This window comes from Comamonas suwonensis (assembly GCF_012844455.2).
Taxonomy (GTDB): Bacteria; Pseudomonadota; Gammaproteobacteria; order Burkholderiales; family Burkholderiaceae_C; genus Comamonas; species Comamonas suwonensis.
On sequence record NZ_JABBCQ020000008.1, the window covers coordinates 140,899 to 167,498 of the forward strand.

A 26,600-nucleotide genomic window follows, 5' to 3' on the forward strand; every position below is an offset into this window, starting at 1 on the left:
TCTCTTACACTCGCTACATGAGCAAGGATTTTTCTGCGACCCGGCTTGAAGTGCGTAACTTCGCGCAAGCCGATGGTCATTTGCATGGTCAAGCGCCATTGTCGGACTTCAAGCGTCTGGCAGCGGATGCGCTGGCTATTAAAGGCGAGCAACCATTGGTGCACTGGGAGGCTGAAGGCGAGCTGGTTGAGGAAACCGGCGGCGCAGGCCATGTCTGGCTGCACCTGTCCGCTGAGGTAGAGCTACCAATGACTTGTCAGCGCTGCCTGACTGAGGCCCATATTCCCCTTTATGTGGATCGGTCATTCCGCTTCGTTACAGACGAAGCAACGGCAGAATTGGAAGATGACGACAGCGATGAGGATGTGCTGGCAATGAGCAGCGAATTCAATCTGCTGGAGCTGATTGAAGACGAGCTACTGATGGAAGTCCCCGTGGTGCCACGCCACGAGGTCTGCCCGGTGCCGGTCAAGCTGGAAGTTGTTGATCCCGACTTCGAGCAGGCAAGCGAGGAGAAAAAAAATCCTTTTGCCGTGCTGCAATCCCTCAATGTAGGCAAATCTGCAGACTGACCCCGATAAGAACGCGATGGGATTTGATTTTGCGTGAGTCACGAAATGCGTTTGCGCTATAATCGTGAGCTTCGCGCGAAACCCCCTCGTGTCTTTAATGGGCTGATCGCGTTTTTTTAGGACTTACACAGACAAGAAAGTACGCGCCTCACTGGTGTGTCAAAGGGCAAAAATCTTTGTCTGCTCTTTATGTGTAGGTCGTGTTACCAACCCTTTCAAGATACACAGGAGCCATCATGGCTGTTCAGCAAAACAAGAAGTCTCCCTCCAAGCGCGGCATGCACCGTTCGCACAACGCACTGAATGTGCCAGGAATCGCTGTTGAAGCGACTACTGGTGAAACTCACCTGCGTCACCACATCAGCCCTACCGGCGTGTACCGTGGCCGCCAAGTGCTGAAGAACAAGTCTGAAGCCTAAGCGACGACTGCATTCGCAAAGCCCGTTGCTACATTATTTGTAGCAACGGGCTTTTGTTTTTCGAGGAGATATTTACAAAATCAGCCTTGTTGCACCGTGTCGCACAATGATCAAGCTGTTTTTGTAAATAACTCCTGCTCGGGTCCTGGACCCTACAACCTCTTACCCCAAGCCCCGATGGGCTTATCAGTCGCCCATGATTACTTTGGCTGTTGACTGCATGGGGGGCGATCATGGCCCCCGCGTCACGCTGGCTGCGTGTCGTCAGTTTCTGAATACTCACCCTGATGCCCACCTGCTGCTGGTAGGTAAGGTGGAAGAGCTGAAAAATTTCAAGCATGAACGTGTCACCATCGTTCCTGCTACTGAAGTAGTGCGAATGGATGACCCTGTGGAAGTGGCTCTGCGCAAGAAAAAGGATTCGTCCATGCGCGTGACCGTTCAGCAGGTCAAGGAAGGTGCTGCTCAGGCGGCTGTTTCTGCGGGCAATACTGGTGCATTGATGGCTATCTCCCGCTATGTCCTCAAAACCCTTGATGGCATTGACCGGCCTGCGATTGCCTCTGGCTTGCCTAATTCCACCGGTGGCGAAACCACCATGCTGGACTTGGGGGCCAATGTGGATTGCTCGGCAGAGCATTTGCTGCAGTTTGCCGTCATGGGCTCAGCGCTGGTTTCGGCCCTCAAAAATACGGATGCGCCTAGCGTGGGCCTGCTCAATGTTGGTGAAGAACTGATCAAGGGTAGCGAAGTCATCAAGCGCGCCGGCGAGCTGCTGCGGGCGGCGGGCGAGGCTGGTAACTTGAACTTCTACGGCAACGTGGAAGGCAACGACACCTTTAAGGGTGTGGTGGACATTGTGGTTTGCGACGGTTTTGTTGGTAATGTTTCTCTCAAGACGACCGAGGGCGTGGCTTCCATGATCTCGGGCCTTTTGAAGGCTGAATTCAAACGCAACATTTTTACGAAACTTGCGGCTGTTATCTCTTATCCGGTGCTATCTGCACTGATGAAGCGCGTGGATCATCGCCGCTACAACGGCGCGGCCTTGCTGGGCTTGCGGGGTCTGGTCTTCAAGAGCCACGGTTCTGCTGACGTGATGGCTTTCGAGTTCGCTCTGAAGCGCGCGTATGATGCAGCAAAAAACAACCTGCTTGACCGTGTCCGTAGCCGTATCGCTGCCGCAGCGCCTTTGTTGCTGGCCGCCCATACGGAACCTGGAAATTCGACGCCCTGATAGAAGACATGAGACGCTACGCACGCATCACTGGCACTGGCAGTTACCTGCCTCCCCGACGCCTGACTAATAACGACCTTGCGGCCGAACTGGCTCAGCGCGGTCTTGAAACCTCGGATGAGTGGATCGTTGAGCGCACTGGTATCCGTGCGCGCCACTTTGCTGCGCCTGATGTGGCCAGCAGTGACCTGGCTCTGGAAGCCAGCCGCAAAGCGATCGAGGCGGCTGGCCTCGCAGCCCAGGATATTGACCTGATTATTGTTGCCACCTCCACGCCGGACATGGTGTTTCCCTCGACCGCAGCCATCTTGCAAAACAAGTTGGGCATTACCAATGGCTGTCCGGCCTTTGATGTGCAGGCGGTCTGCAGCGGCTTTGTCTATGCGCTGACGGTGGCTGATTCCATGATTCAGTCGGGCGCGGCCAAGCGCGTGCTGGTCGTCGGTTCTGAGGTTTTTAGTCGCATTCTGGATTTCAACGACCGCACGACCTGTGTGCTGTTTGGCGATGGTGCCGGTGCTGTGGTGCTGGAGGCTTCTGATGAGCCTGGCATTCTGGCAACCGAGCTGCACGCCGACGGCAGCCATGTTGGCATTCTTTGCGTGCCCGGACATGTGTCTGGCGGCAATGTGCTGGGTGACCCTGTCCTCAAGATGGATGGCCAGGCAGTCTTCAAATTGGCAGTGAGTGTGCTGGATAAGGCTGCGCGCTCTGCACTGGAGAAGGCGGGCCTTACGGATGCTGATATAGATTGGCTGATTCCTCATCAGGCCAATATCCGCATCATGCAAAGTACAGCGCGCAAGCTCAAGCTTTCCATGGATAAGGTGGTTGTCACTGTCGATCAGCATGGCAACACCTCGGCGGCCTCGATTCCGCTGGCACTGGATCATGGCGTTCGCAACGGTCAGGTCAAAAAAGGCCAGACCGTATTGCTCGAAGGCGTGGGCGGTGGCTTCACCTGGGGTGCAGTGCTCGTCAAGATGTAGCGCTCAGTGCAAGCTAGGTAAGCGTTTGAGGCAAATTTAATACTAAGAAATATGAAGAAATTCGCATTTGTATTTCCCGGTCAGGGTTCGCAGTCCGTTGGCATGCTGGACGGCTGGGCTGATCATCCCGTGGTCGCACAAACCGTGGCTGAAGCCTCTGAGGCGCTGGGTGAGAATGTCGGTCAACTGATCAAGGAAGGCCCCAAGGAAGCCCTTGCTCTGACTACCAACACCCAGCCCGTGATGCTGGTGGCTGGTGTGGCTGCTTGGCGTGTCTGGCAGGCGGAAGGCGGTGCGCTGCCTGATGCGGTGGCAGGTCACTCTCTGGGTGAGTACTCGGCATTGGTTGCTTCCGGCGTTCTGACGCTGGCTCAGGCGACACCTCTGGTGCGCCTGCGCGCTGCAGCCATGCAAGATGCCGTGCCTGTGGGGACGGGTGGCATGGCTGCTGTGTTGGGTATGGATGCGCTCAAGGTGCAAGCCATCTGCGCTGAAGTGACTGCCCAGCTGGGCGGTGCTGAAGTGGTGGAAGCCGTGAATTTCAACGACCCATCGCAAACCGTGATCGCTGGCAGCAAGCTGGCCGTTGAGAAGGCCTGTGAGGCGGTGAAGGCGGCGGGTGCCAAACGGGCTCTGCCGCTGCCTGTATCGGCACCTTTCCACTCCAGCCTGATGAAGCCTGCGGCCGAAAAGCTCAAGGCTGCGCTGGCGGATCTGAGCTTTGCTGCGCCCCAGATTCCGGTTATCAACAATATTGACGTGACCGTCCAAACGGATGCTGATGCGATTCGCGATGCGTTGTATCGTCAGGCATTTGGTCCCGTGCGCTGGGTGGAGTGCGTACAGGCCATCAAGGCCCGTGGCGTGAGTCATCTGGTGGAATGCGGTCCCGGCAAGGTGCTGATGGGCCTGACCAAACGAATTGACGCGGACCTGACGGGTGCCGCACTGTATGACCCAGCCACTCTGGCTGACGTGAAAGAATTGCTCGCATGACTGATAACCAGACCAAGCCCCAGGTTGCCCTGGTGACCGGTGCCACCCGTGGCATTGGCGCTGCCATCGCACAAGAGCTGGCCTCCAAGGGCTATCAAGTGATCGGCACGGCGACTTCTGATGCCGGTGCTGAAAAAATTACGCAGGCTTTGTCTGCCTTTGGCGGCCGTGGCGTGATGCTGAATGTGACCGACGGTGCTGCCGTGGACGCGCTGATCGACTCCATCGTGAAAAACGATGGCGGCTTGCATGTACTGGTCAATAACGCCGGTATTACCCGCGACACCTTGGCCATGCGCATGAAGGATGACGACTGGGATGCCGTGATTGACACCAATCTGAAGGCCGTTTTCCGAGTCAGCCGTGCGGCTATTCGTCCCATGATGAAGCAACGTTTTGGCCGCATTATCAGCATCACCAGCGTGGTTGGTGCATCGGGTAATGCGGGTCAGGTCAACTACGCTGCAGCCAAGGCTGGCGTGGCTGGTATGACGCGTGCTTTGGCCAAGGAATTGGGCAGCCGCGGCATCACCGCAAACTGCGTGGCTCCGGGCTTTATTGCCACCGATATGACGGCAGACCTGCCAGAGGCGCAGAAGGCTGCGCTGAAGGCGCAGATCGCCATGGGTGACCTGGGCCAGCCCAGCGACATTGCACATGCCGTGGCCTACTTGGCTTCGACTGGTGCAGGCTATGTGACGGGGCAGGAATTGCACGTCAACGGTGGCATGTACATGTAAAAAATTTCGGCAGCTGGAGTGGCATTTGTCATACCTACTGCCAGAAGCTGAACACTTTTGCAAGTTCAGTGGCCGTGTCCTCGCGACGGCCTGCCGCCAAGGGGCTTCTCCCGAAGCGGCTAGAATCGCGGGTTCATTCACAACCCCCTGAGGGAAACCATGAGCGATATCGAAGCACGTGTCAAAAAAATCATTGCTGAACAACTCGGCGTTGAAGAGTCTCAAGTAACCAACGAAAAGGCCTTCGTGGCTGACCTGGGCGCTGACTCCCTGGACACCGTGGAACTGGTGATGGCCCTGGAAGATGAATTCGGCATCGAGATCCCTGACGAAGACGCAGAGAAGATCACGACGGTGCAAAACGCCATCGACTACGCAAACACCCACCAAAAGGCCTAAGGGTCTTTTTTCAGCGATCAGTTAAAGGTTTGAACGCATGAGCCGTCGTCGCGTTGTCGTGACCGGTCTAGGTTGCATTTCCCCCGTGGGTAACACGGTGGGAGAAGCTTGGGCCAATGTATTGGCCGGCCAGTCCGGTATTGATCTCATTACCAAGTTCGATACGTCGAACTTCTCCTGCAAGATTGCGGGTGAGGTCAAGGGATTTGATGTGGAGAAGTACATGAGCGCGAAAGATGCGCGCACCATGGACAGCTTCATTCATTACGGTATCGCGGCTGCGGAGCAAGCCGTTTTAGACGCGGGCCTGCCTACGGGTGAAGCCCTGTCCGAAGACCTGGCCACACGCATTGCTTGCGTGATCGGCTCGGGTATCGGAGGTCTGCCGCTGATCGAGAACACTCACGCAGAACTGGCTGCGCGTGGCCCTCGCCGCGTTACGCCGTTCTTCGTGCCTGCTTCCATCATCAATATGGTGGCAGGGCATGTGTCCATGCGATTTGGCTTCAAGGGGCCGAATCTGTCGATCGTGACAGCCTGCACAACAGGTCTGCACTGCATCGGCGAAGGCGGACGCATGATTGAATACGGCGATGCTGACATCGTCGTGGCTGGTGGCACGGAAGCGACTGTGTCGCCTCTGGGTGTCGGTGGCTTTGCGGCCATGCGTGCGCTTTCTACGCGCAACGACGACCCCAAGGCTGCCTCGCGCCCCTGGGACAAGGACCGCGATGGCTTTGTTCTCGGCGAAGGTGCCGGTGTGCTGGTGCTCGAAGAGTACGAACACGCCAAGGCCCGTGGTGCCAAGATTTACGCGGAGTTGTCTGGCTTTGGCATGAGTGCCGATGCGGGTCACATGACAGCTCCCAGCATGGACGGCCCCCGCCGAGCCATGCTCAACGCTTTGCGCAACGCGGGTGTGAACCAGGATCAGGTCAACTACCTGAATGCGCACGGCACATCGACCCCTCTGGGTGATACGAATGAGTCCAACGCCATCAAGGCGGCCATGGGCGAGTACGCTAAGAAGGGGCTGGTGGTCAGCTCGACCAAGTCCATGACAGGTCACCTGCTGGGTGGTGCTGGCGGTATCGAGAGCGTGTTCACCGTGATGGCGCTGCACGATCAGAAGATTCCTCCGACCATCAACCTGGACAACCAGGATCCCGAGTGCGATCTGGATTACTGCGCCAATACAGCGCGGGATGCCAAGCTGGAAGTGGCTGTGAAGAATAACTTTGGCTTTGGTGGTACCAACGGTACGTTGGTTTTCAAGCGTATCTAGACGACTCAATGTCGTGGTCGTTCTTGCGACTACACGACTGCACAAGCCCGCACAGTTCATGCTTTGCGGGCTTTGTTGTTTCTGACCTTGAGTTTGCTCGTGCTTTCCCTAGGCCAGACCGCTGCAGAGGTTTTGCACACTGCCAGGTATGAATGCCCGCTACCATGCACCTGCTGTTGCCTATGACTTTGCTCGCCCGGCTTGGCTGGGGTGGGCGCTGCTGCTGGTCTGGCTGGCATTACTGGCGGCCATGCTGGTCTGGTGTCTTCAGCCGCAGACTGGGTGGGGTAGAGGGTTGACCGCATGGATGGCTTTGTTTGCGCTGCTGCTGGCTGCTGGATTGCTGCGCAGCCAATGGCAAGGCTGGCCGCAGGGAAGGCTGCTCTGGGATGGTGAGCATTGGTCCATCGAGTCCAAGGCGCTGTCAGTGGCTGAGTCACAGCCCGTGCAGCTTCGCATAGGGCTGGATGGCGGCAGTTGGCTGTGGATGTGTATTTCAGATGTTTTAGTGCTCAAGCCTATGAGCAGCAAGCGTAAGGTGCTATGGCTTTTTATAAGCCAGCAGCACAGCCCTGTGCAATGGGGAGACTTGCGGCGTGCGGTATATTCATCAGTCGTGCCGCTGGCAGAGCAGGGTTAGGCCCTTGCCGGTTATGGCAGCACGCCGCTTGGCACTTCATGACACCTCCCGATTTCCCCACACCTTCTGCAGACAGTGATCTGGCGCTCGTTGAGCGAGCCAATGCTGGCGACACCAGGGCATTTGAACTGCTGGTCATCAAGTACCAGCGCCGCATCGAGCGACTGGTGGGGCGCATGGTCCGGGATGTGGACCTGGTGCCCGATATTGCGCAGGAAACCTTTATCCGTGCCTACAAGGCCTTGCACCAGTTTCGGGGCGAAGCACAGTTCTACACCTGGCTGTACCGCATTGCCGTCAATACCGCCAAGAAGGCCTTGATGGAAATGCGCCGCTCGCCAGTGATCTCCGAGAGCGCGTTACACACTGGTAGTGACGATGATGAAACTTCTGTTCACAGACAGGAACTAATCACTCAGGAAACCCCGGAAACCGTGCTGGCGGCGCAAGAAATTGCACAAGCTGTCAATGCCGCCATGGATGCTTTGCCCGAGGATTTACGCCAGGCGGTTACGCTGCGCGAGATTGAAGGGCTGAGTTACGAGGAAATCGCCCTGGCGATGGACTGTCCCATTGGTACGGTGCGCTCGCGCATCTTTCGGGCTCGTGAGGCGATTTCGGCAAGGGTCAAGCCCCTGCTGGAGCGCCAAGGTGGAAAGCGTTGGTAGTACATGCAAGATGAGCAGGTGAACTTCATGAATGACGATCTGATCAAGCGCGAACAGCTCTCGGCCCTGGTGGATGGCGAAGCCTCTTCGTCCCATATTCAGGCTGTGCTTTCTTTTGCGGAAAGCGACGAAGGTCAGCAATCCTGGGGCATGTACCACTTGATTGGCGATGTGCTGCGCTCCCCCGAGCTGGCCCATCACAGTCAGCATGACATTTTGAGCAGCGTGCGCGCCCATATGGCGAGCGAGCCAATGAGAGTGGTCCAGGGCATTCACCTGTCAGGTCTGACCTCTGATGGTCTGGAGCAAGTCACTGCGGCCGAGCAGCAAGGCAAGACGCAGGCCAAGGTGGTGAGCTTGCCTGCGCGCCAGGCGGCCAATGCCTCGGTCTTTCGCTGGAAGATGGCGGCGGGCTTTGCCTCCGTCGCTGCTGTTGCTGCGGTGGGCTGGGGCGTGATGCTGGCAGGCTCTGGTGGCTTGAATGGCCATCAGGGCGATGCGCAACTGGCGGCAGCTAGCCCGAATGTAGTTCTCGCTTCCGCAGCCCCCGTGGCTCCAAATGGCTTGATGTCGGTCACTTCGACAGAGCCGGGTGTGGCCACTGCTCTGGATGCTGAAGCGCAGTCCTCGACAGCCGTCGCAGTTGCTGGCCCCAATGGCCAGACTGTGATGTTGCGCGATTCGCGGCTGGATGAGCTGCTGGCCGCTCACCCTCAATACAGCAGCGCCCCCAATCTGCAGATGCCGGCCAGCTTTTTGCGCAATGCCAGCTTTGCGACCGCAACGCGCCATTGAAGCGAGCAATGTGCGCTTGATTTCAAGCCTTTTTGGCTTCAAGCTCAAGCAGGATATGCGTAAGCAGCTATTGATTTTGTGCGGCTTGCCTGTAACTATGGAATATTCCACAGCCTCCTTCATGCCGCTAGGCGTTTGCGAGGGCTGATGGCTTTTGCTACAAAGAGTGTTTGAATGGCACTCTTTGTCTTTTTCATGGGTCTGAGATTTTGGTTTCAGGCCCGGTTCGTCAGACGACTTGAACAAGGATAACAACGATGCGCACACCAGCCTGGATGACGCTCAAATCCCGTGTTTCGGCCACAGCACTGGCCAGCGCCCTGACAGTGGCCGCTGCGGCAGGGGCGGCCTTTTTACCCGTCTCTGCAGCGCATGCGCAAAGCGCTGCAGCGGTGCGAGGCCTGCCGGACTTTACGGATCTGGTCGACCAGGTCGGCCCTTCTGTCGTCAACATTCGTACGCTGGAGAAAGTCTCTAACAATGCTGGCGAAGCACTGGGCATGGATGAAGACATGCTGGAGTTCTTCCGCCGTTTTGGTCTGCCCGTGCCCAAAGCGCCAGGAGGGCGCGCTCCTAAGGGCGGACAGTCTGAAGAAGAACAGCCTCGCGGCGTAGGCTCGGGTTTTGTGCTCACGGCCGACGGCTATGTGATGACCAATGCTCACGTGGTCGAAGGCGCAGACGACGTGATCGTCACGCTGACCGATAAGCGGGAGTTCAAGGCAAAAATCGTGGGCTCCGACAAGCGCACCGATGTGGCCGTGGTCAAGATCGATGCCAAAAACCTGCCCGCCGTGAAGATTGGCGATGTGAGCAAGCTGCGCGTGGGCGAATGGGTCATGGCGATTGGCTCACCCTTCGGGCTGGAGAACTCGGTCACGGCCGGCATTGTCTCGGCCAAACAGCGCGACACGGGTGACTATCTGCCCTTTATTCAGACGGATGTGGCCATTAATCCCGGTAACTCGGGCGGCCCACTGATCAATATGCGTGGTGAGGTGGTGGGCATCAATAGCCAGATTTATTCGCGCTCCGGCGGTTTCATGGGGATCAGTTTTGCGATTCCCGTGGATGAGGCCATTCGCGTCAGCGAGCAGTTGCGTACCAGCGGCAAAGTGACGCGTGGTCGTATTGGCGTGCAAATCGGTCCTGTGACCAAGGAGGTTGCTGAGTCCATTGGCCTTGGCAAGCCCGAAGGCGCACTGGTGTCGGCGGTTGAGCCTGACTCGCCATCTGCCAAGGCAGGGGTCGAGCCCGGTGACGTGATTACCAAGTTCGATGGCAAGGCCATCGAAAAAGTGTCCGACCTGCCGCGCATGGTGGGCAATACCAAGCCCGGCACCAAGAGCACGATTACCGTGCTGCGCCGTGGCAAGCTCAAGGAATTGAGCATGGTGATTGCCGAAGTGCCCTCTGACGAAGCGGTCAAGACCAAGGCGGAAAGAGGTGGCAGCAAGACTCCGCAAGGCGTGCTGGAAAATAAATCTCTGGGCCTGAGCTTGAGCGAGCTGACGGCGGCGCAGAAGAAGGAACTCTCCGTCAAGGGCGGTGTGCGCGTGACGGCTGCGGTCGATGCTGCCGCCCGTGCAGGTCTGCGCGAAGGTGATGTCATCCTGCAGCTGGCCAATGCCGAAGTGACTGATCTCAAGAGCTTTGAGGCGGCCTGGGCCAAGGCGGACAAGTCCAAGCCCGTGAACGTGCTGGTGCGCCGAGGCGACTGGGCGCAGTACGTGCTGATTCGCCCCTCTAAATAAGAGCACCCAAAAGCAGCAGGTCTGGCTGTCATTTCATGATCTGGAATGGTGGCAAGACCTGCACCTGCAAGTGTCCCTATGCCATTGGGTAGAATCCATGCCAAATGCATGGTGGTTGGACGCAAAAAACTGCGCTGATAAGCGGTTTCTAAGCGGTGCAGAAGCCCTTGCAATCTCCGGCTGCTAAAAGGTGATCGGCGTTTTCTGAATTGTGAATAAACTGTTAGTAAATGAAGTTGAAAATCACAAACCGAAAATTGTCAAGCCTTGCTGGGTCTTGGTTTGCGGCCAGTTTTGCCTACAATGAAGTCCCAACTATCGCAGTTGCCAGAGATTGTTGGTTAAGGGCGCGCCGCTGAGGGACGCGCCCTTTTTTCTTGCGTCTGCCAACCACCTTTTTTCAATTCAAGCTGTCTTTCTCGTTGATGAATCACATCCGTAATTTCTCCATCATTGCGCACATTGACCATGGCAAGTCCACGCTGGCGGACCGCCTGATCCAGCGCTGCGGCGGTCTCGCTGACCGCGATATGGAAGCCCAGGTGCTGGACTCGATGGACATCGAGAAAGAGCGCGGCATCACCATCAAGGCGCAGACGGCTGCGCTGCAGTACAAGGCCAAGGACGGCAACGTCTACAACCTGAACCTCATCGATACCCCCGGCCACGTGGACTTCTCGTACGAAGTCTCACGCTCGCTGTCCGCCTGCGAAGGCGGTCTGCTGGTGGTTGATGCCTCGCAAGGCGTGGAAGCCCAGACCGTGGCTAACTGCTACACCGCGCTCGACCTGGGCGTGGAAGTGTTTGCCGTGCTGAACAAGATGGATCTGCCCAACGCCGATCCTGACAATGCCAAGGCCGAGATCGAAGACGTGATCGGCATTGATGCGACGGATGCCATTCCCTGCTCGGCCAAGACCGGCATGGGCATCGACGAGATCCTGGAAGCCATTGTGGCCAAGGTGCCTGCCCCCAAGGGCAACCCTGATGCCCCGCTGCGCGCCATGATTGTGGACAGCTGGTTTGACCCCTATGTGGGCGTCGTGATGCTGGTGCGCGTGGTTGATGGCCAGCTTAAAAAGGGCGAGCGCTTCAAGATGATGGCCACAGGCGCAGCCTATGAAGCCAACAACATCGGTGTGTTCACCCCAGCCACCCAGCCGCGCGATGCGCTCAAGGCCGGTGAAGTGGGCTACATCATTGCAGGCATCAAGGAGCTGAAGGCCGCCAAGGTGGGCGATACCGTCACTCTGGAAAAAAAGCTGCCCAACAATCTGGGCCCAGCCGAGAAGGCTCTGCCGGGCTTCAAGGAAGTCAAGCCCCAGGTGTTCGCGGGTCTGTACCCCACCGAAGCCTCGGAATATGACCAGTTGCGCGATGCGCTGGAAAAGCTGCAGCTCAATGATGCTGCGCTGCAATACGAGCCCGAAGTCTCGCAGGCGCTGGGCTTTGGCTTCCGCTGCGGCTTCCTGGGTCTGCTGCACATGGAAATCGTGCAGGAACGTCTGGAGCGCGAGTTCGATCAGGACTTGATCACCACAGCCCCCAGCGTGGTGTACGAAGTGGTCAAGGCCGACGGCGAAGTCATTCAGGTGGAGAACCCATCCAAGATGCCCGACCAGGGTCGTATGGAGGAAATCCGTGAGCCCATCGTGACCGTGCATCTGTACATGCCGCAAGACTATGTGGGCCCGGTAATGACGCTGGCCAACCAGAAGCGCGGTGTTCAGAAGAACATGGCCTATCACGGTCGTCAGGTCATGCTGACCTATGAAATGCCTCTGGGCGAAATCGTGCTGGACTTCTTTGACAAGCTCAAATCGGTCTCGCGTGGCTATGCCTCCATGGACTATGAGTTCCTGGAGTACCGTACCTCTGATGTGGTCAAGGTCGATATTTTGCTCAACAGCGAAAAGGTCGATGCTCTGTCCATCATTGTTCACCGCTCACAGGCGACCTTCCGTGGTCGTGCCGTGGTGGCCAAGATGCGCGAAATCATCAGCCGCCAGATGTTTGATGTGGCCATTCAGGCCGCCATTGGTGCCAACATCATTGCGCGTGAAACCGTCAAGGCCATGCGCAAGAACGTGCTGGCCAAGTGCTACGGTGGTGACGTTTCGCGTAAGCGCAAGCTGCTGGAAAAGCAGAAGGCTGGTAAGAAACGTATGAAGCAAATTGGATCGGTCGAAGTGCCGCAAGAAGCCTTCCTGGCCATTTTGCAAGTGGAGGATTGATGCAAGTCATTCAGTGGATCACGGCTGCCATCCTGGCGGCGTTTGTAGGCTACATCGCTGCCTGGTACACGGGTTCCATCGAAGGCAACTTCGCGCTACTGCTGTTTTTGGCAACGGTGGTGACTGGCGTGTACTGGCTGGCCGAGCGCTTTTACTTCTGGCCCAAGCGCCGCGCTGCGGCGGTCGCGCTGGAGCAGGCGGTGATTGAGCGTCGTGCCGAGCTGGATCGCATGGGCATCGCCAAGACGGATCTTGACGTCTCGGAAGAGGCCAAGGGCCGCATCTTGATGCAGCCCTGGTGGCTGGACTGGACCGCAGGCCTGTTCCCGGTGATTGCCATCGTGTTCGTGCTGCGTTCGTTCTTGTTTGAGCCCTTCAAGATCCCTTCGGGCTCCATGATCCCGACGCTGATGGTGGGTGACCTGATCCTGGTGAACAAGTTCACCTACGGTGTCCGTCTGCCCGTCATCAACAAGAAGATCACAGAAGGCAACAAGCCCCAGCGCGGCGATGTGATGGTGTTCCGTTACCCACCCCAGCCAACGCTCGATTACATCAAGCGTGTGGTGGGCGTGCCCGGTGATGAGGTGGCTTATATCAACAAGCGCCTTACCATCAATGGCCAGGAGCTGCCCACCCGCGAGCTGCCAGATTTTCTTGATCGTGACGTGATGCGTTACTTCAAGCAGTTTGAAGAGACCCTGGGTGAGAAGCCGCACAACATCATCGTTAACAGCGATGTGCCCGGTTTCATTCAAGGCACAAGCGATTTCGCCTTTAAGGAAAACTGCCGCTACAGCGTGGAGGGTGTGACCTGCAAAGTACCCGAAGGCCATTACTTCATGATGGGCGACAACCGCGATAACTCGCTGGATTCTCGTTACTGGGGCTTTGTGCCGGACAAGAACATCGTGGGCAAGGCCTTCTTTGTCTGGATGAACTTTGGTGATCTGGGCCGTATTGGCCGCTTTCACTAAGCTCTAGCTAAGCTCTGGCATCTGTTTCGACAATTTTCTGGGATGAGCGGGTCGATACATTCCCGCCTAAAGAGGAGAAAAGAATGAAGAATCTGGCATTTCGTTCGCGCCAACGTGGCCTGTCCTTTATCGGTCTGGTGTTTCTCGTGGCCATCATCGTCTCGGTGGTGGCAATTGGCGCACAATCAGTGCCCGTCTTCCTCGAGTATCAAGCCATCACCAAGGCCGCCAACAAGGCCGCCGCTGAAGGCAATACCGTGGCGGAAGTCAAAGCCGCATTTGATCGCTCAGCAGCCATTGATGACTTCAAGTCAGTCACGGGCAACGACTTGAATGTGACCAAGGTCAACGACAAGATCGTCGTGGGCTTTGAATATTCCCGTGAAATTCCTCTGGCAGGCCCTGCCTTCCTTGTTTACCGTTTCAAGAAATAGTCCTTTCAGGTGGAACCTGCTCTAGTCGCACTGCAGCAAAGACTGCAACACCAATTTTCTAATCTGGCCCTGCTGCAGCGTGCGGTAACGCACCGCAGCTTTTCGGCTGACAACAACGAACGCCTGGAGTTTCTGGGTGACTCGGTGCTCAGTCTCGCCATCTCCAGCTTGTTGTATGCCAAGCTGGAATCCATGCCCGAAGGCGATCTCTCGCGCGTTCGGGCCAATCTCGTCAAAGAAGGCACGCTGCACAAAATTGCTCTGCAGCTGCAATTGCCCGGGCTGTTGCGTCTGGGTGAAGGCGAATCCAAGTCGGGCGGCAAGCAGCGCCCCTCCATCCTGGCGGATGCCGTGGAAGCGCTGATTGGCGCTGTCTATCTGGATGCTGGATTTTCCGCAGGCGAGAAAGTCGTCCATCACCTTTTTGAAGGCGTGGACATCAACCCCCACATGCGTGCGGCTGAAAAAGACCCTAAGACCGCACTGCAAGAGTTGTTGCAAGGCAAGCGCATGAAGCTGCCGCAATACGATGTGGTGGAAATCAGTGGCGCGGCGCACAAGCAGACCTTTAAGGTCGCGTGCACCATTGCCGAATGGAACATCAAAGCCCAGGGGACGGGAATATCCCGCCGTATGGGCGAGCAGGCAGCAGCTGCTGCCGTGCTGGATCAATTGAAAGCCAAAAATCCATGACCGATGCTGCTAAGAAAAAGATAGCAGGCACCGTAGGTGCATCGAACGCTAAGGCCCTGAAAGGGCCTAAGGCCGTTTCTACCGATATCAGCGACCCTAGCCTGGACTACATCAGCGAAATGCTGGCGGCAGCCAAGCCCGGCAGCGCTCCTACTGTGATGCGCGATGAAGAGTCGGCTGAGCCTGCGCGCGTTTACGCGCCAGAAGAGCAGCGCTGCGGCCTGATCGCCATTGTGGGCAAGCCCAACGTCGGCAAGTCCACGTTGATGAACGCGCTGGTCGGCCAGAAGGTCTCGATTACCTCGCGCAAGGCACAGACCACGCGTCACCGCATTACCGGTATCCGTACCAAGGACGATACGCAGTTCGTTTTTGTGGATACGCCCGGTTTTCAGACCAAGCACTCCACCGCCCTCAACAAGTCGCTGAACAAGACTGTTCTGGGCGCGATTGGTGATGTGGACCTGATCTTGTTCGTGGTCGAAGCCGGCAGCTTTACCCCGGCGGATGCCAAGGTGCTGAGCCTGTTCAAGCCCGGTATTCCCACGCTGTTGATTGCCAACAAGCTGGACACCGTGGGCCGCCGCCATGAAGTGGCACCTTGGCTCAAGGATATGCAAGAGCGCCATCCTTTTGCTGAGTTCGTGCCCATGTCGGCCAAGAACAAAAAAGATGTCGAACGCATGTTCGGTATCTGCTCCAAGTACCTGCCACAGCAGGAATGGTTCTACGGCGAAGATGAACTGACCGACCGCAGCGAGAAATTCCTGGCGTCTGAAACCCTGCGCGAGAAGCTGTTCCGCTTTACCGGCGACGAGCTGCCTTACACCTCCACGGTCGTCATCGACAAGTTCGAGGAAGAGCCCAGCCCCAAGTTTGGCCGCTTCATGCGCATCGCCGCCACCATCGTGGTTGAGCGCGACGGTCACAAGGCCATGGTGATTGGTCAGGGTGGCGAGCGCCTCAAGCGTATCTCTACCGAAACGCGCCAAGACCTGGAAAAGATTCTGGACGCCAAGGTGTTTCTGGAAGTCTGGGTCAAGGTCAAGTCTGGCTGGGCGGATGATGAGGCCCGCGTCAAATCCTTCGGCTATGAGTGATTGCCTTGCGGCTCGGTGAATACTGCGCTGCAAGCTATCATTTCCGAACCAAGGCCTCTGCTGAGGCCTTTTCTCTTTTCTGAAGCACTCCGTGGCAGCCAAACGCGTCAGCGACGAACCCGCATACATCCTGCACCAGTACGACTGGAGCGAATCCAGCCTGATTCTGGAGGTGTTCACGCGCCATCGTGGTCGCGTGGCGCTGGCGGCCAAGGGCGTCAAGCGTCACACCTCCAACTTCCGCCCCGTGCTGCTGCCGCTGCAGCCGCTGAAGCTCAACTACACGCTGGGTGCAGAGGGGAATGCCGAAATTCACTCGCTCAAAGGCGCGGAGTGGGTGGGCGGCCATGTCATGCCGCAGGGCGATGCGTTGTGGTCGGGCATGTATCTCAACGAGCTGCTGCTGCGCCTGCTGGCACGCGACGACCCGTATGCGGCGCTGTTTGATATTTACGCTGGCGTGGTACGCGTGCTGGCCGGTCAGCATGGCGGCACTACCGATGCCATAGAGCCGGTGCTGCGCGCTTTTGAATTGGTACTGCTGCGTGAGCTGGGCCATCTGCCGGATCTGACGCAGGAAAGCGCCACGCTCAGCCAAGTCAATACTGCTTTGCGCTACACGCTGGTGGCTGATGGCGGGTTGCGCCAGGCCTCTGAATACGAGCGCGCGGCGCTTACCGGCGTACAGTGGCAGAGCATAGAGCTGGCGCTGCAGACCGATCAGCCCTTTCCCCGCACCCTCAAGGCGCTGGCCGAGCCCGAAGTGGCTCAGGCCCTGAAGCCGCAATTGCGCAATCTTCTGCAATACCATTGCGGCTCGACAATGCTGCGCACCCGCCAGCTGATGATGGATTTGCAATCGCTATGAACCACTCTGCCTCCCCACGCACCGCGCTTTCAGTCAATGTCAACAAGGTGGCGCTGCTGCGCAATACCCGCCATCTGGGTATTCCGTCGGTCACACGCGCGGCGCAAATCTGTCTGGAAGCCGGGGCGCAGGGCATTACCATCCACCCCCGTCCTGACGAGCGCCATATCCGCGCGCAAGACGTGTTTGATCTGCAGGAACTGCTCAAGAGCTGGCCCCAGGCCGAGTTCAATATTGAGGGCAACCCCACGCAGAACCTGATGGATTTCATCCGTCAGACGCGTCCGCATCAGGCCACTTTTGTGCCTGACAGCGAAGAGCAGTTCACCAGCGACCATGGCTGGACCTTCCCGCAGGATGCCGAGCGTTTGAAGCCTCTGATCGCCGAATGCAAGGCGCTGGGCGTGCGCGTCAGCCTGTTCATGGATCCTGTCCCTGAACAAATGGCTGCCGCCAAAGCCGTGGGTGCCGACCGCGTGGAGCTGTATACCGAGCCCTTTGCCGCTAACTGGGGCAAGGCTGATCAAGAGCTGCAACTGCAAACCTACGCCAAGGCCGCGCAGGCCGCGCTGGATGCGGGGCTGGGTATCAACGCTGGTCACGATCTGAATCGCGACAACCTGGCTGCCTTTGTGGCGCGCGTGCCCGGCCTAGCCGAAGTGTCGATTGGTCACGCCCTGATTGCCGATGCGCTGGAGCTGGGTTATGCCGAAACCGTGAAGGCGTATCAGGCCTGCATCGATGCTGGCATGGCGCTCAAGAAATCCTAAAACCATAGCTGCCAGCGCTTGATGAATAAGCGCTTGAGCCATTTTTGGCTCATAAGGAGTAAAGCATGATCTACGGCATAGGTACGGACATCTGCGACGTGCGCCGCATTCGCGAGAGTCTGGAAAAGCATGGCGAGCGCTTTGCCAGAAAAATTCTGGCCGATGGCGAACTGGCTACCTGGAAGGCCCGCAGCGAGCGCTGGCCCGAGCGCGGCATTCGCTATATGGCCACGCGCTTTTCGGCCAAAGAGGCGTTTAGCAAGGCGATAGGCATGGGCATGGTCATGCCCATGACCTGGCGACATTGCGAGGTCATCAAACTGCCCAGCGGCCAGCCTGCGATTTGCCTGCATGGCGCACTCAAAGAATGGTTTGAAAAAAACCATCTGACCGTGCACCTGTCGGTCACGGATGAAAGCGACTACGCGGCCAGCTTCTGCGTCGTGGAAAAAATATCACCCCCCTGAGCCGCTTCGCGGCTTCCCCCAGGGGGACGGCCACCTTTGCTGCGGGGCGGCCCTTGCTGGTGGCCTCTGGGTTTGGTCAGGAAAACCTTTAAGTTCACTTTTCTAGAAGTATTCATGAGCATGCACGCACCTCTGATCATTGACATTGCCGGCACATCGCTGACCGATGAGGATCGCGCCCGTCTGGCCCATCCGCTGGTGGGCGGCATCATCCTCTTCAAGCGCAACTGGGAAGACCGTAGCGCTCTGGTTCAGCTGTGCGCTGACATCAAGGCCATCAAGCCTGACCTGCTGATCAGCGTGGACCACGAAGGCGGCCGGGTGCAGCGCTTTCGTACCGATGGCTTTACCCACATTCCGCCCATGCGCGCCTTTGGCGAGATGTGGATGGATGACGGCAAGGGCAAAAAGCAGCGTGAAGGCAGCGGCGCCATGCGCGCCATGAATGCGGCCACGGCGGCGGGCTATGTGCTGGGCACGGAGCTGCGTGCCTGCGGCGTGGATTTCAGCTTCACGCCCGTGCTGGATCTGGACTACGGCGAATCCTCGGTCATTGGCGACCGCAGCTTCCACCGTGATCCGCGCGTGGTGGCGACCCTGGCCAAGAGCCTGATGCACGGCCTGCTGCAGGCCGGCATGGGCAACTGTGGCAAGCATTTCCCGGGTCATGGCTTTGTGAAGGCGGATTCACATGTGGATATCCCCGTCGACAAGCGCAGCCTGGGCGCCATCCTTGATGAAGATGCCGCTCCATACCCTTGGCTGACCAGCGTGCTGACTGCAGTGATGCCGGCCCACGTCATCTACCCCAAGGTGGATAAGCGTCCCGCAGGCTTTAGCGAAAAGTGGCTCAAGGACATTCTGCGCAGCCGCCTGCGCTATGACGGTGCCATCTTCAGTGATGACCTGAGCATGGAGGGCGCGCGTCGTATCAATGGTGAGCTGATCAGCTTTACCGATGCCGCGTTGGCTGCGCTGAATGCGGGCTGTGACATGGTGCTGCTGTGCAACCAGAGCCTGGGCTTTGGCGAGCATGTGGATGAATTACTGGACGGCATGGATGCTGCGCTGCGCGATGGCCGCTGGCTGCCTGACGAAGACAGCGAATCTCGCCGCCTGTCGTTGTTGCCGGATACCGAACCTCAGGCATGGGACGATCTGATGCGTCAGCCCGCTTATTTGGAGGCGCTGAATCTGCTGCCTTAAATCACGATAAACAGGCTCACTCCTACATCCGCTGCAAGCTTCGGTTTGCAGCGGATTTTTTTACGCCTCTTCATGCTGATGAGGGTCAGTCTTATGTCTTATATCTAATGGTAAACCCCACGTTTTTGCTGAGATAAAAGACCACGACCGGCAGGCAGTTGTGCTCATTCCAAGATACAGCTAATTGCATGGGTAACTATTATTGAGACATTAAAAAGTATGAGAAAGCTTCATCGTGCAGGCTTTTTCCGGGTGTGTGTGCGTACTTTTTTATCGGGTTTTGCCAATTTTTGCATGCACGTCTCGTCGCATTTCACAGGGTCACAAGTCCTGAACGAGCGCATCCCAGCGAATGGCTGGCATGCCGATCTCGCTGTTTACACGATGTAGGAATCAACAATGTCTAACTCTTCCCCACCCAGTCGCAGATCGTTTCTGATGGCCTCCGGTGCTGGTGCCGGCGTGGCGCTGACCGGTGTTGCCATGACGTTTCATGCCAACTCCAAGGAGGTGCCTGTTCCGCTGGACAAGTACAAGCCTGAGTACCTCAACCCTGAGGAATGGGCTTTTGTGATGGCCGCCACGGCCCGCCTGATCCCTTCGGATGGCGACGGCCCAGGCGCTATCGAAGCCCATGTGCCGGTGTTCATCGACCGCCAGTTGCAGGGCTACTACGGCAATGCCGAGATCTGGTACATGGAAGGCCCTCACGACCCTGCCGCTACGCCCGATCGGGGCTGGCAGTCGCCGCTGAACCCTGCACAGCTCTATCGCAAGGCGATCCCTGCGTTCAACGCAGTGTGCAAAGAGCGCTTTGGCAAGGAATTCAAGGCTCTGGACCCCAAGCAGCAAGACGAAGCACTGACCGCACTGCAAAAGGGCGAGATCAAGCTGGACCCTGAGCTGAGCTTCTTCTTCACCACGCTGCTGGCCAATACCAAGGAAGGCTACTTTGCCGACCCTGTGCACGGCGGCAACCACGGCATGCAGTCCTGGAAATACATCGGCTTCCCCGGCGCGCGCGCCAGCTACGCCGAATGGGTGGATCAGCACAACAAGAAGTACCCCCTGGGCCCTGTATCCATCAAAGGCGAGAGAGCATAACCATGGCACGCATTGAAAAGAAAAAAGACGTCGTGATCGTCGGCCTGGGCTGGACTGGCTCTATCGCAGGTATGGAATTGGCCGCTGAAGGCCTGGAAATCGTGGCGCTGGAGCGTGGCGGTGACCAGAACACGGTGCCGGAGTTCAAGTACCCCAATCAGATCGACGAACTGACTTACGGTGTGCGCCTGAAGAACATGCAGCACCCGCGCCAGGCAACGGTGACAGTACGTCGTGACGACAATGAAATCGCTCTGCCTTACCGTTCGATGGGCTCCTTCCTGCCCGCCAATGGCGTGGGCGGTGCCGGTACGCACTGGAATGGTTTGCTGTGGCGCCCTCAGCCCGAAGAAATCAAGCTGCGCAGCTATGTGAAGGAAAAATGGGGCGAGTCCATCATTCCTGAAGGCATGAACCTGATGGATTACCCCGTCAGCTATGACGAGCTGGAGCCCTTCTTCACCCAGTTTGACGAGGTGGCCGGTGTCTCCGGCAAGGCTGGCAATCTCAAGGGCCAGATTCAGGCAGGCGGTAATCCCTTCGAAGGCTGGCGCTCCAAAGAGTACCCCATGCCTGCGCTGGGCACGACTTACGACTCCAGCAAGTTTGCAGCCACGGCCAAGAATATGGGGCTGCACCCATTTCCCGCACCAGCAGGTATTGCATCGACGTCTTATGTGAACCCCTATGGCATGCAGATGGCACCCTGCAACTTCTGCGGTTTCTGCGAGCGCTTTGGTTGTTACCAGTATTCCAAATCGTCGCCCCAGACGGCCGTGCTGGATGCCCTCAAGCGCAAACCCAACTTCAGCTACCGCACTCACTCTGAAGTGCTGCGCGTGGAAACTTCGGCGGACGGCAAGACCGCTACAGGTGTGACTTACTTTGATGCCATCAAGCAAGAAGAAGTCTTCCAGCCTGCAGACCTGGTGATTCTGTCGTCTTACCAGCTCAACAACGTGCACCTGATGCTGGTGTCCGGCATTGGCAAGCCTTACGACCCCAAGACCAACACCGGTGTGACGGGCAAGAACTACGCCTACCAGATGAACGGTGGCGTGACCTTGTTCTTCAAGGAGGAAAACTTCAATCCCTTCATCGGTCACGGCTCCAACGGCATGTGTATCGATGACTTCGGCATCAACCAGAACGACTTCGGCAAGCTGGGCTTCATCGGCGGCGCTTACTGGCGCGTAGGCACCATGAACGGACAGCCTATCCGCTCTATGCCGCTGCCCAAGGGCACACCGGGCTGGGGCGCTGGCTGGAAGAAGGGCATTGGTGAGTGGTATGGCCACTCCATGTCCATCGGTACACACGGCTCGCACATGTCCTACCGCAACAACCATCTGGATCTGGATCCCACCTACAAGGATCCCCATGGTCGTCCATTGATGCGCATGACCTTCAACTGGCAGGACAACGACATCAAGATGACCCAGTACCAGAAGATCAAGGCCGAGGAAGTGGGCAACGCTTTGAAGCCCGATCTGCTGCAGTCCGGCTTCAAGAACATCGGTGCCAAGTTTGACGTGCGCCCCTACCAGACCACGCACAACACCGGTGGCCATGTCATGTCCGACAAGCCCAGCGAAGGTGCGGTCAACCGCTACTGCCAGGCATGGGACAAGCACAACGTGTTTGTCTTCGGTGCGGGCAACTTTGTGCAGAACACCCAGTACAACCCTACTGGCATGGTCGGCGGTCTTGCGTACTGGACGCTGCACGCCATCCGCACGATGTACCTGAAGAACCCCCGTCCGCTGGTCTGAGCAGGAGCACACGATGAAAAAATACCTCAGCATCCTGATTGCAGTGATCGTTCTCGGCATCCTTGCGGCGCTGGCACTGATCTACGTGCCTTTCAAGCCCACACCCGCAAACGAGGCCTTTCCCACCGACTGGAAGGCCGAGCCCGGCCGTGGTGAAGCCGTGATGCGCGTTGGTGACTGCATGGCCTGCCACACGGCCAAGGGCGGTGAGCCCATGGCTGGTAGCCGTGGAATTGAAAGCCCCATGGGCACCATCTGGGCGTCTAACATCACCCCTGACAAGGAAACCGGTATTGGTAACTGGACCATGGATCAGTTCCGCGCAGCCATGGTGGACGGCATCGGTGGCCACGGCCAGCAGCTGTACCCTGCCATGCCGTACGAGAACTACCGCTACATGACGGAAAGCGATCTGCGCGCACTGTTCGACTACTTGCAGACCGAAGTGAAGCCCGTCAAGAACGAAGTCGCGGCAACCAGCCTGAGCTTTCCGTTCAATATGCGCTTCGGCATCCGTGCCTGGAACTGGCTGGCCCTGTCGGGTGAGTCCCAGTTCAAGCCCATGGCCGGGGATGATCAGCAAATCCGTGGTCAGTACCTGACCGAAGGTGCCGGTCACTGCGCCGCTTGCCACAGTCCCCGCACCAGCTATATGGCGCAGGACGGCACGCGTCTTTCCGACAAGAGCTTCCTGAGCGGCGGCATGGTGGACGACTGGACTGCACCTGCACTGCGCGGCAAGGATGCGCGCATTCAGAAGTGGAGTACGGAAGAAGTGGCCGCCTACATGGCGACCGGCCGTAATGCACATGCCGTGGCGAATGGCGAAATGGCCTCGGTCGTTGAGCATTCGCTGCAGCACATGAGTGACTCTGACCTTAAAGCCATGGCGGTCTTCTTGAAGACCATGGATGGTCAGGCGGTAGAAGCGGTTCCTGCCAAGCTTGCTACACCCGGTCCTCGCAGCATGGCTCCATTGCCTGCCGACGAAGCCGGTCAAGCAACAGCTGCGCTGCTGAAGTCGGCATCGCCTGACATGCCTCTGGGTGCTCGCCTGTATCTCGACAACTGCGCAGCTTGCCACTTTACGAGCGGCAAGGGTTCGCCCGAGATCTTCCCTGAGCTGCAAGGCAACTCCATGGTGCTGGGCAAAGATGCCAGTCCACTGGTGGCCCTGATCTTGAATGGCACCGCTTCGCTGAAGACGGATCGCCGTCCCATGGATCTGGTGATGCAAGGCTATGCTGATCGCTTGACTGATAGTGAAGTCGCTGCACTGGCCACCTTTTTGCGCAAGGGCTGGGGCAACCAGGCCTCTGAGGTTAGCGAAAGTCAGGTGAGCAAGGTACGCAAGCATGTACAAGCGGCTGCGGCCCCTGAACGCGCCAATTAAGTGCAGTGTGAATCGATCAGGCTGCGAAAGGCGCAGTGTTGATTGAGACAGCTGCGCAAGAAGTGCGTCGCCACTGAGCACGTAAAAAATCAGCGCTGCAAAACAGGCCGGATGAAAGTCCGGCCTGTTTTTTATGGGCGCTACCTAAACAGCCACATGGGGCGTGGGATGATTCTGTTTTGGCGGGGCTCAACAGGGCTCAAGGCCAGGTTTGGCAGAACTAGGAGATTCTCATGCGCGTTGGTGTGCTGACTGGTGGCGGCGATTGCCCCGGCCTGAATGCAGTGATCCGCTCGGTCACAAAGTCCCTGATCAACCACGGCCAGTGCGATGTGCTGGGCATTGCCGATGGCTTTGAGGGCCTGATGGGCGCGCAGCCACGCGTGCGCCCTCTGGGCTGGGACGAGGTCTCGGGCATTTTGCATATTGGCGGCACCATTCTGGGCACCAGCAACAGCGCCAACCCGCTGCGCGATGCGCAGACGCTGGCTCAGGTCGGCCTCAATATCAAGGCGCTGGCGCTGGACGTGGTGGTGGCCATTGGCGGTGACGGCACCATGAGTCTGGCGCATGGGCTGGAGCAGGTCGGCCTGCAATGTGTGGGTGTGCCAAAAACCATTGATAACGACATTGCCAGCTGCGAGCGCAGCTTTGGCTTTGACACGGCGGTGGCCACGGTGACGGAAAGCCTGCGCCGCATCGAGAGCACGGCCATGAGTCACCACCGCGTGATGATTGTGGAGACCATGGGCCGCCATGCGGGCTGGCTGGCGCTGGAGGCTGGCATTGCCGGTGCGGCCGACATCATCTTGCTACCCGAGATCGACTATGACCTGCAGGCCATCATCAAGGTCTGCCAGGAGCGCGAAGAGCGTCAGCGCTACACCATCATCTGCATTGGCGAAGGTGCCAAGGAAAGCGGCCAGAGCCTGACGGTGCGCGAGCGCATTTCGCACAGCCCCGATCCGGTGCGTCTTGGCGGTGTAGGCCATGTGCTGCGCGAGCGCCTGCAGCCCCACCTCAAGAGCGAGGTGCGCGCCACGGTGTTGGGCCATGTGCAGCGCGGTGGTGACCCCACGCCTTTTGATCGCGTACTGGCCACGCAATTCGGCCACCACGCAGCGCAACTGGTGCTGGGCGGCCAGCTGGGCCATATGGTCACGCTGCAAAACGGGCGCATTGGCAGCGTGGCGATTGCCGATGTGGCCAACACCCAGCGCACCGTGCCCCTGGACAGCCCGCTGCTGAGCATGGCGCGCGATATCGGTATTTGCTTCGGCGAGGCTTAGGCTGCGCTAAGGTGTGGGCCTGCGCGCACTTTCCGCGCGCCGGAGAGATACAGCATGGACCGACATGAAGAAGCCGTGATGCAGTTGCTCACGGCCAATGGCGAAACCTTTGTGGCCCCCAAATACGAGTTGACCGAAGGCTGGCAATGCCCGGCCTTTGTCGCGCTGCGCCCGGCGCGTCGCCAGGTCTATGTGGTGGAAGTCTCGGCCTCGGGCTACCCGCTGGCGCTGGTCAACCGTCTCAATGAACGTATTGAGAAGTGGTATGCGCCACTGCTGACGCAGCTGCACGGCCTGAACATCACGCAGCCGGACTGGGAAATTGCCTGTCTGGTGTTTGTGCGCAGCGACCAGGTGGACTGGCTTAAAGAGCGCGTCAAGGACATGAGCGGCGTGCATGTGCTGAGTCTGGAGCAGGCCAGCAGCCCCTGGGGCTGGGACGATGCGGTCTGGACTTCAGACATGGCATTCGACAGCGGCGGCATTCCGCAACGCGGCGTTAAAACAGCCGCTCTCACGCATTGATGCTGATCCCCTTCTTTTTAATGAAAATGGCCTGTAGCGCGCTTGCATCAAGCGCATTCAGCTATTGATTTCATAGGAACTGGAGACAGCTGTGCGTGATTTGAATCCATCCCAAGGCTTTGCCGAGCAACTGCGTCAGTCATGCATTACCGACTGGAATGCCTGCGTGCAGCACCGCTTTGTGCAGGAAATTTTTGATGGCTCGCTGGATGACGCGGTGCTGCGCAAATATCTGGTGCAGGACTATCAGTTCATCAACCGTTTTGTCGCCCTGCTGGGCGCAGCCATTGCCAGTGCCGATGTGTTTGCGCCGCGCGTGGTGCTGTCGCAGTTTGCGGGCATGGTGACCAGCGACGAAAACACATATTTTCTGCGCAGCTTTGACATGCTGGGCGTGCCTGAAGAGCAGCGCCTGACGCCTGAGCTGACTGCGCCCACCAAGGCTTTTCAGCAGCTCATGCATGAAGCCGCGCAAAGCCTGAACTACGCCAACTGCATGGCCGTGCTGGCCGTGGCCGAAGGCATTTATCTGGACTGGGCCGATCAGCCTGCCAAAAAGCACCTTCCCATGCCCGAGCGCTTTGAGCACGCGGAATGGATCGTGTTGCATGCCAATGACTTCTTTCGCGGCTTTGTAGGCTGGCTGCGCGGCGAGCTGGACCGCATCGGCCCCACGCTGGATGAGACGCAAAAGGCCGAAGCCACCCATTACTTTCAGCGGGCAGTGAAGCTGGAGCGACAGTTTTTTGATCATGTCTATGAATAAACGAAAAATCGGGCTGGCCGCCGCCTTGTTGTGTGCCGCCAGTGCGCCAGCCGTGGCGAGCAACTGGGAGATTTGCGAGTTGAAGGTCGAGGTGCGTGACAAGCAAACCGACCGCCAGGCGCTGCAGGTCCGCGTGCTTGAAAGCCAGGCCAAGGGGCAGGCCGAATGTCCGCAGGCGGGGACAGCGCTGAGCTTCAGGCCCGAGACTACTGACTATCAAAGCGAGCTGCCGCGCCGCCAATGGCCCAAGCCTGGCACCACGGTGAAGGTGCGCTACCGTTATCTGGATGGCGAGTGCAAGGATCGTGGTCCCTGCCGCATTGAGCATTACTCGCCCTTGCAAAAGTAAAGGATGAATGCCTTGTAAGCGTTTTTGCGTAAGCAGAGTGTGCTATTGATTAAGTAGCAATTTGCAACAAATTAGGTCGATAAACTGTTGTGACCCATGAATGCCGCTGCAGCTTAATGCAGATCAAGTTTTGATGAATGTCAAAAGCTATAGTCAGCC

28 protein-coding genes are annotated in these 26,600 nt (G+C 58.0%); all 28 read left to right on the forward strand.

The genetic code is table 11. The annotated features are described in order from the left end of the window. The first annotated feature begins 17 nt into the window (after positions 1 to 17). Positions 18 to 572, forward strand: a complete 555-nt coding sequence (locus HF327_RS10940) for a YceD family protein (RefSeq protein WP_169108255.1) — start codon at positions 18 to 20, stop codon at positions 570 to 572. 236 nt (positions 573 to 808) lie between these two features. After that, complete coding sequence (gene rpmF, locus HF327_RS10945) at positions 809 to 991, forward strand: 50S ribosomal protein L32 (RefSeq protein WP_099738243.1); 183 nt, start codon at positions 809 to 811, stop codon at positions 989 to 991. A gap of 196 nt (positions 992 to 1,187) precedes the next feature. Next, positions 1,188 to 2,228 (forward strand): phosphate acyltransferase PlsX, encoded by a 1,041-nt coding sequence (gene plsX / locus HF327_RS10950; RefSeq protein WP_169108256.1) that lies wholly within the window; start codon positions 1,188 to 1,190, stop codon positions 2,226 to 2,228. Positions 2,229 to 2,236: 8 nt separating this feature from the next. Next, positions 2,237 to 3,217, forward strand: coding sequence for a beta-ketoacyl-ACP synthase III (locus HF327_RS10955; protein WP_169108257.1), 981 nt, complete (start codon positions 2,237 to 2,239; stop codon positions 3,215 to 3,217). Positions 3,218 to 3,268: 51 nt separating this feature from the next. Next, positions 3,269 to 4,213 (forward strand): ACP S-malonyltransferase, encoded by a 945-nt coding sequence (gene fabD / locus HF327_RS10960; protein ID WP_169108258.1) that lies wholly within the window; start codon positions 3,269 to 3,271, stop codon positions 4,211 to 4,213. Further along, entirely contained in the window at positions 4,210 to 4,953 is a 744-nt protein-coding gene (gene fabG / locus HF327_RS10965) for a 3-oxoacyl-ACP reductase FabG (RefSeq protein WP_169108259.1), read from the forward strand. Before fabD ends, fabG begins: the two co-directional genes overlap by 4 nt. A 159-nt stretch (positions 4,954 to 5,112) precedes the next feature. Beyond that, entirely contained in the window at positions 5,113 to 5,352 is a 240-nt protein-coding gene (acpP, locus tag HF327_RS10970; protein WP_003058049.1) for an acyl carrier protein, read from the forward strand. Positions 5,353 to 5,389: 37 nt separating this feature from the next. Continuing rightward, on the forward strand, positions 5,390 to 6,637 hold the full coding sequence (gene fabF / locus HF327_RS10975) for a beta-ketoacyl-ACP synthase II (RefSeq protein WP_169108260.1): 1,248 nt from the start codon (positions 5,390 to 5,392) through the stop codon (positions 6,635 to 6,637). 148 nt (positions 6,638 to 6,785) lie between these two features. Next, positions 6,786 to 7,277, forward strand: a complete 492-nt coding sequence (locus tag HF327_RS10980; protein WP_169108261.1) for a hypothetical protein — start codon at positions 6,786 to 6,788, stop codon at positions 7,275 to 7,277. Positions 7,278 to 7,315: 38 nt separating this feature from the next. Continuing rightward, positions 7,316 to 7,945 (forward strand): RNA polymerase sigma factor RpoE, encoded by a 630-nt coding sequence (rpoE, locus tag HF327_RS10985; protein WP_169108262.1) that lies wholly within the window; start codon positions 7,316 to 7,318, stop codon positions 7,943 to 7,945. A gap of 27 nt (positions 7,946 to 7,972) precedes the next feature. Continuing rightward, positions 7,973 to 8,740: a sigma-E factor negative regulatory protein gene (locus HF327_RS10990; protein WP_169108263.1), complete on the forward strand. Its 768-nt coding sequence runs from the start codon at positions 7,973 to 7,975 to the stop codon at positions 8,738 to 8,740. Between the two features lie 257 nt (positions 8,741 to 8,997). After that, positions 8,998 to 10,494: a DegQ family serine endoprotease gene (locus tag HF327_RS10995; protein ID WP_169108264.1), complete on the forward strand. Its 1,497-nt coding sequence runs from the start codon at positions 8,998 to 9,000 to the stop codon at positions 10,492 to 10,494. A gap of 425 nt (positions 10,495 to 10,919) precedes the next feature. After that, a complete protein-coding gene (gene lepA / locus HF327_RS11000; RefSeq protein WP_169108265.1) occupies positions 10,920 to 12,728 on the forward strand; it encodes a translation elongation factor 4 in 1,809 nt (602 codons plus the stop codon). After that, the gene (gene lepB, locus HF327_RS11005) at positions 12,728 to 13,705 is read left to right on the forward strand and encodes a signal peptidase I (protein WP_169108266.1); all 978 of its coding nucleotides are present in this window, start codon (positions 12,728 to 12,730) and stop codon (positions 13,703 to 13,705) included. The genes lepA and lepB overlap by 1 nt, the downstream gene beginning before the upstream one ends. 83 nt (positions 13,706 to 13,788) lie before the next feature. Further along, positions 13,789 to 14,139, forward strand: coding sequence for a DUF4845 domain-containing protein (locus tag HF327_RS11010; RefSeq protein ID WP_169108267.1), 351 nt, complete (start codon positions 13,789 to 13,791; stop codon positions 14,137 to 14,139). Positions 14,140 to 14,148: 9 nt separating this feature from the next. After that, a complete protein-coding gene (gene rnc, locus HF327_RS11015; protein WP_169108268.1) occupies positions 14,149 to 14,832 on the forward strand; it encodes a ribonuclease III in 684 nt (227 codons plus the stop codon). A 158-nt stretch (positions 14,833 to 14,990) separates the two neighbouring features. Continuing rightward, positions 14,991 to 15,932: a GTPase Era gene (era, locus tag HF327_RS11020; RefSeq protein WP_236024152.1), complete on the forward strand. Its 942-nt coding sequence runs from the start codon at positions 14,991 to 14,993 to the stop codon at positions 15,930 to 15,932. A gap of 91 nt (positions 15,933 to 16,023) precedes the next feature. Then, on the forward strand, positions 16,024 to 16,800 hold the full coding sequence (gene recO / locus HF327_RS11025) for a DNA repair protein RecO (RefSeq protein ID WP_169108270.1): 777 nt from the start codon (positions 16,024 to 16,026) through the stop codon (positions 16,798 to 16,800). Continuing rightward, positions 16,797 to 17,570, forward strand: a complete 774-nt coding sequence (locus HF327_RS11030) for a pyridoxine 5'-phosphate synthase (RefSeq protein ID WP_169108271.1) — start codon at positions 16,797 to 16,799, stop codon at positions 17,568 to 17,570. The genes recO and HF327_RS11030 overlap by 4 nt, the downstream gene beginning before the upstream one ends. A gap of 65 nt (positions 17,571 to 17,635) precedes the next feature. Continuing rightward, positions 17,636 to 18,037 carry a holo-ACP synthase gene (gene acpS / locus HF327_RS11035; RefSeq protein ID WP_169108272.1) on the forward strand — a complete coding sequence of 134 codons (402 nt, stop codon included), beginning with the start codon at positions 17,636 to 17,638 and terminating at the stop codon, positions 18,035 to 18,037. Between the two features lie 114 nt (positions 18,038 to 18,151). Then, the gene (gene nagZ, locus HF327_RS11040) at positions 18,152 to 19,243 is read left to right on the forward strand and encodes a beta-N-acetylhexosaminidase (RefSeq protein WP_169108273.1); all 1,092 of its coding nucleotides are present in this window, start codon (positions 18,152 to 18,154) and stop codon (positions 19,241 to 19,243) included. 399 nt (positions 19,244 to 19,642) lie between these two features. Then, positions 19,643 to 20,347 carry a gluconate 2-dehydrogenase subunit 3 family protein gene (locus HF327_RS11045; protein ID WP_169108274.1) on the forward strand — a complete coding sequence of 235 codons (705 nt, stop codon included), beginning with the start codon at positions 19,643 to 19,645 and terminating at the stop codon, positions 20,345 to 20,347. A gap of 2 nt (positions 20,348 to 20,349) precedes the next feature. Then, the gene (locus HF327_RS11050; protein ID WP_169108275.1) at positions 20,350 to 22,119 is read left to right on the forward strand and encodes a GMC family oxidoreductase; all 1,770 of its coding nucleotides are present in this window, start codon (positions 20,350 to 20,352) and stop codon (positions 22,117 to 22,119) included. Positions 22,120 to 22,132: 13 nt separating this feature from the next. Beyond that, positions 22,133 to 23,512, forward strand: coding sequence for a c-type cytochrome (locus HF327_RS11055; protein WP_169108276.1), 1,380 nt, complete (start codon positions 22,133 to 22,135; stop codon positions 23,510 to 23,512). Between the two features lie 233 nt (positions 23,513 to 23,745). Continuing rightward, positions 23,746 to 24,801 (forward strand): 6-phosphofructokinase, encoded by a 1,056-nt coding sequence (locus tag HF327_RS11060; RefSeq protein WP_169108277.1) that lies wholly within the window; start codon positions 23,746 to 23,748, stop codon positions 24,799 to 24,801. Positions 24,802 to 24,855: 54 nt separating this feature from the next. Beyond that, positions 24,856 to 25,326 (forward strand): hypothetical protein, encoded by a 471-nt coding sequence (locus HF327_RS11065; RefSeq protein WP_169108278.1) that lies wholly within the window; start codon positions 24,856 to 24,858, stop codon positions 25,324 to 25,326. 91 nt (positions 25,327 to 25,417) lie between these two features. Beyond that, positions 25,418 to 26,092, forward strand: coding sequence for a TenA family protein (locus HF327_RS11070; RefSeq protein WP_328701783.1), 675 nt, complete (start codon positions 25,418 to 25,420; stop codon positions 26,090 to 26,092). Then, positions 26,085 to 26,441, forward strand: coding sequence for a hypothetical protein (locus tag HF327_RS11075; RefSeq protein WP_169108279.1), 357 nt, complete (start codon positions 26,085 to 26,087; stop codon positions 26,439 to 26,441). Before HF327_RS11070 ends, HF327_RS11075 begins: the two co-directional genes overlap by 8 nt. Positions 26,442 to 26,600: the final 159 nt, after the last annotated feature.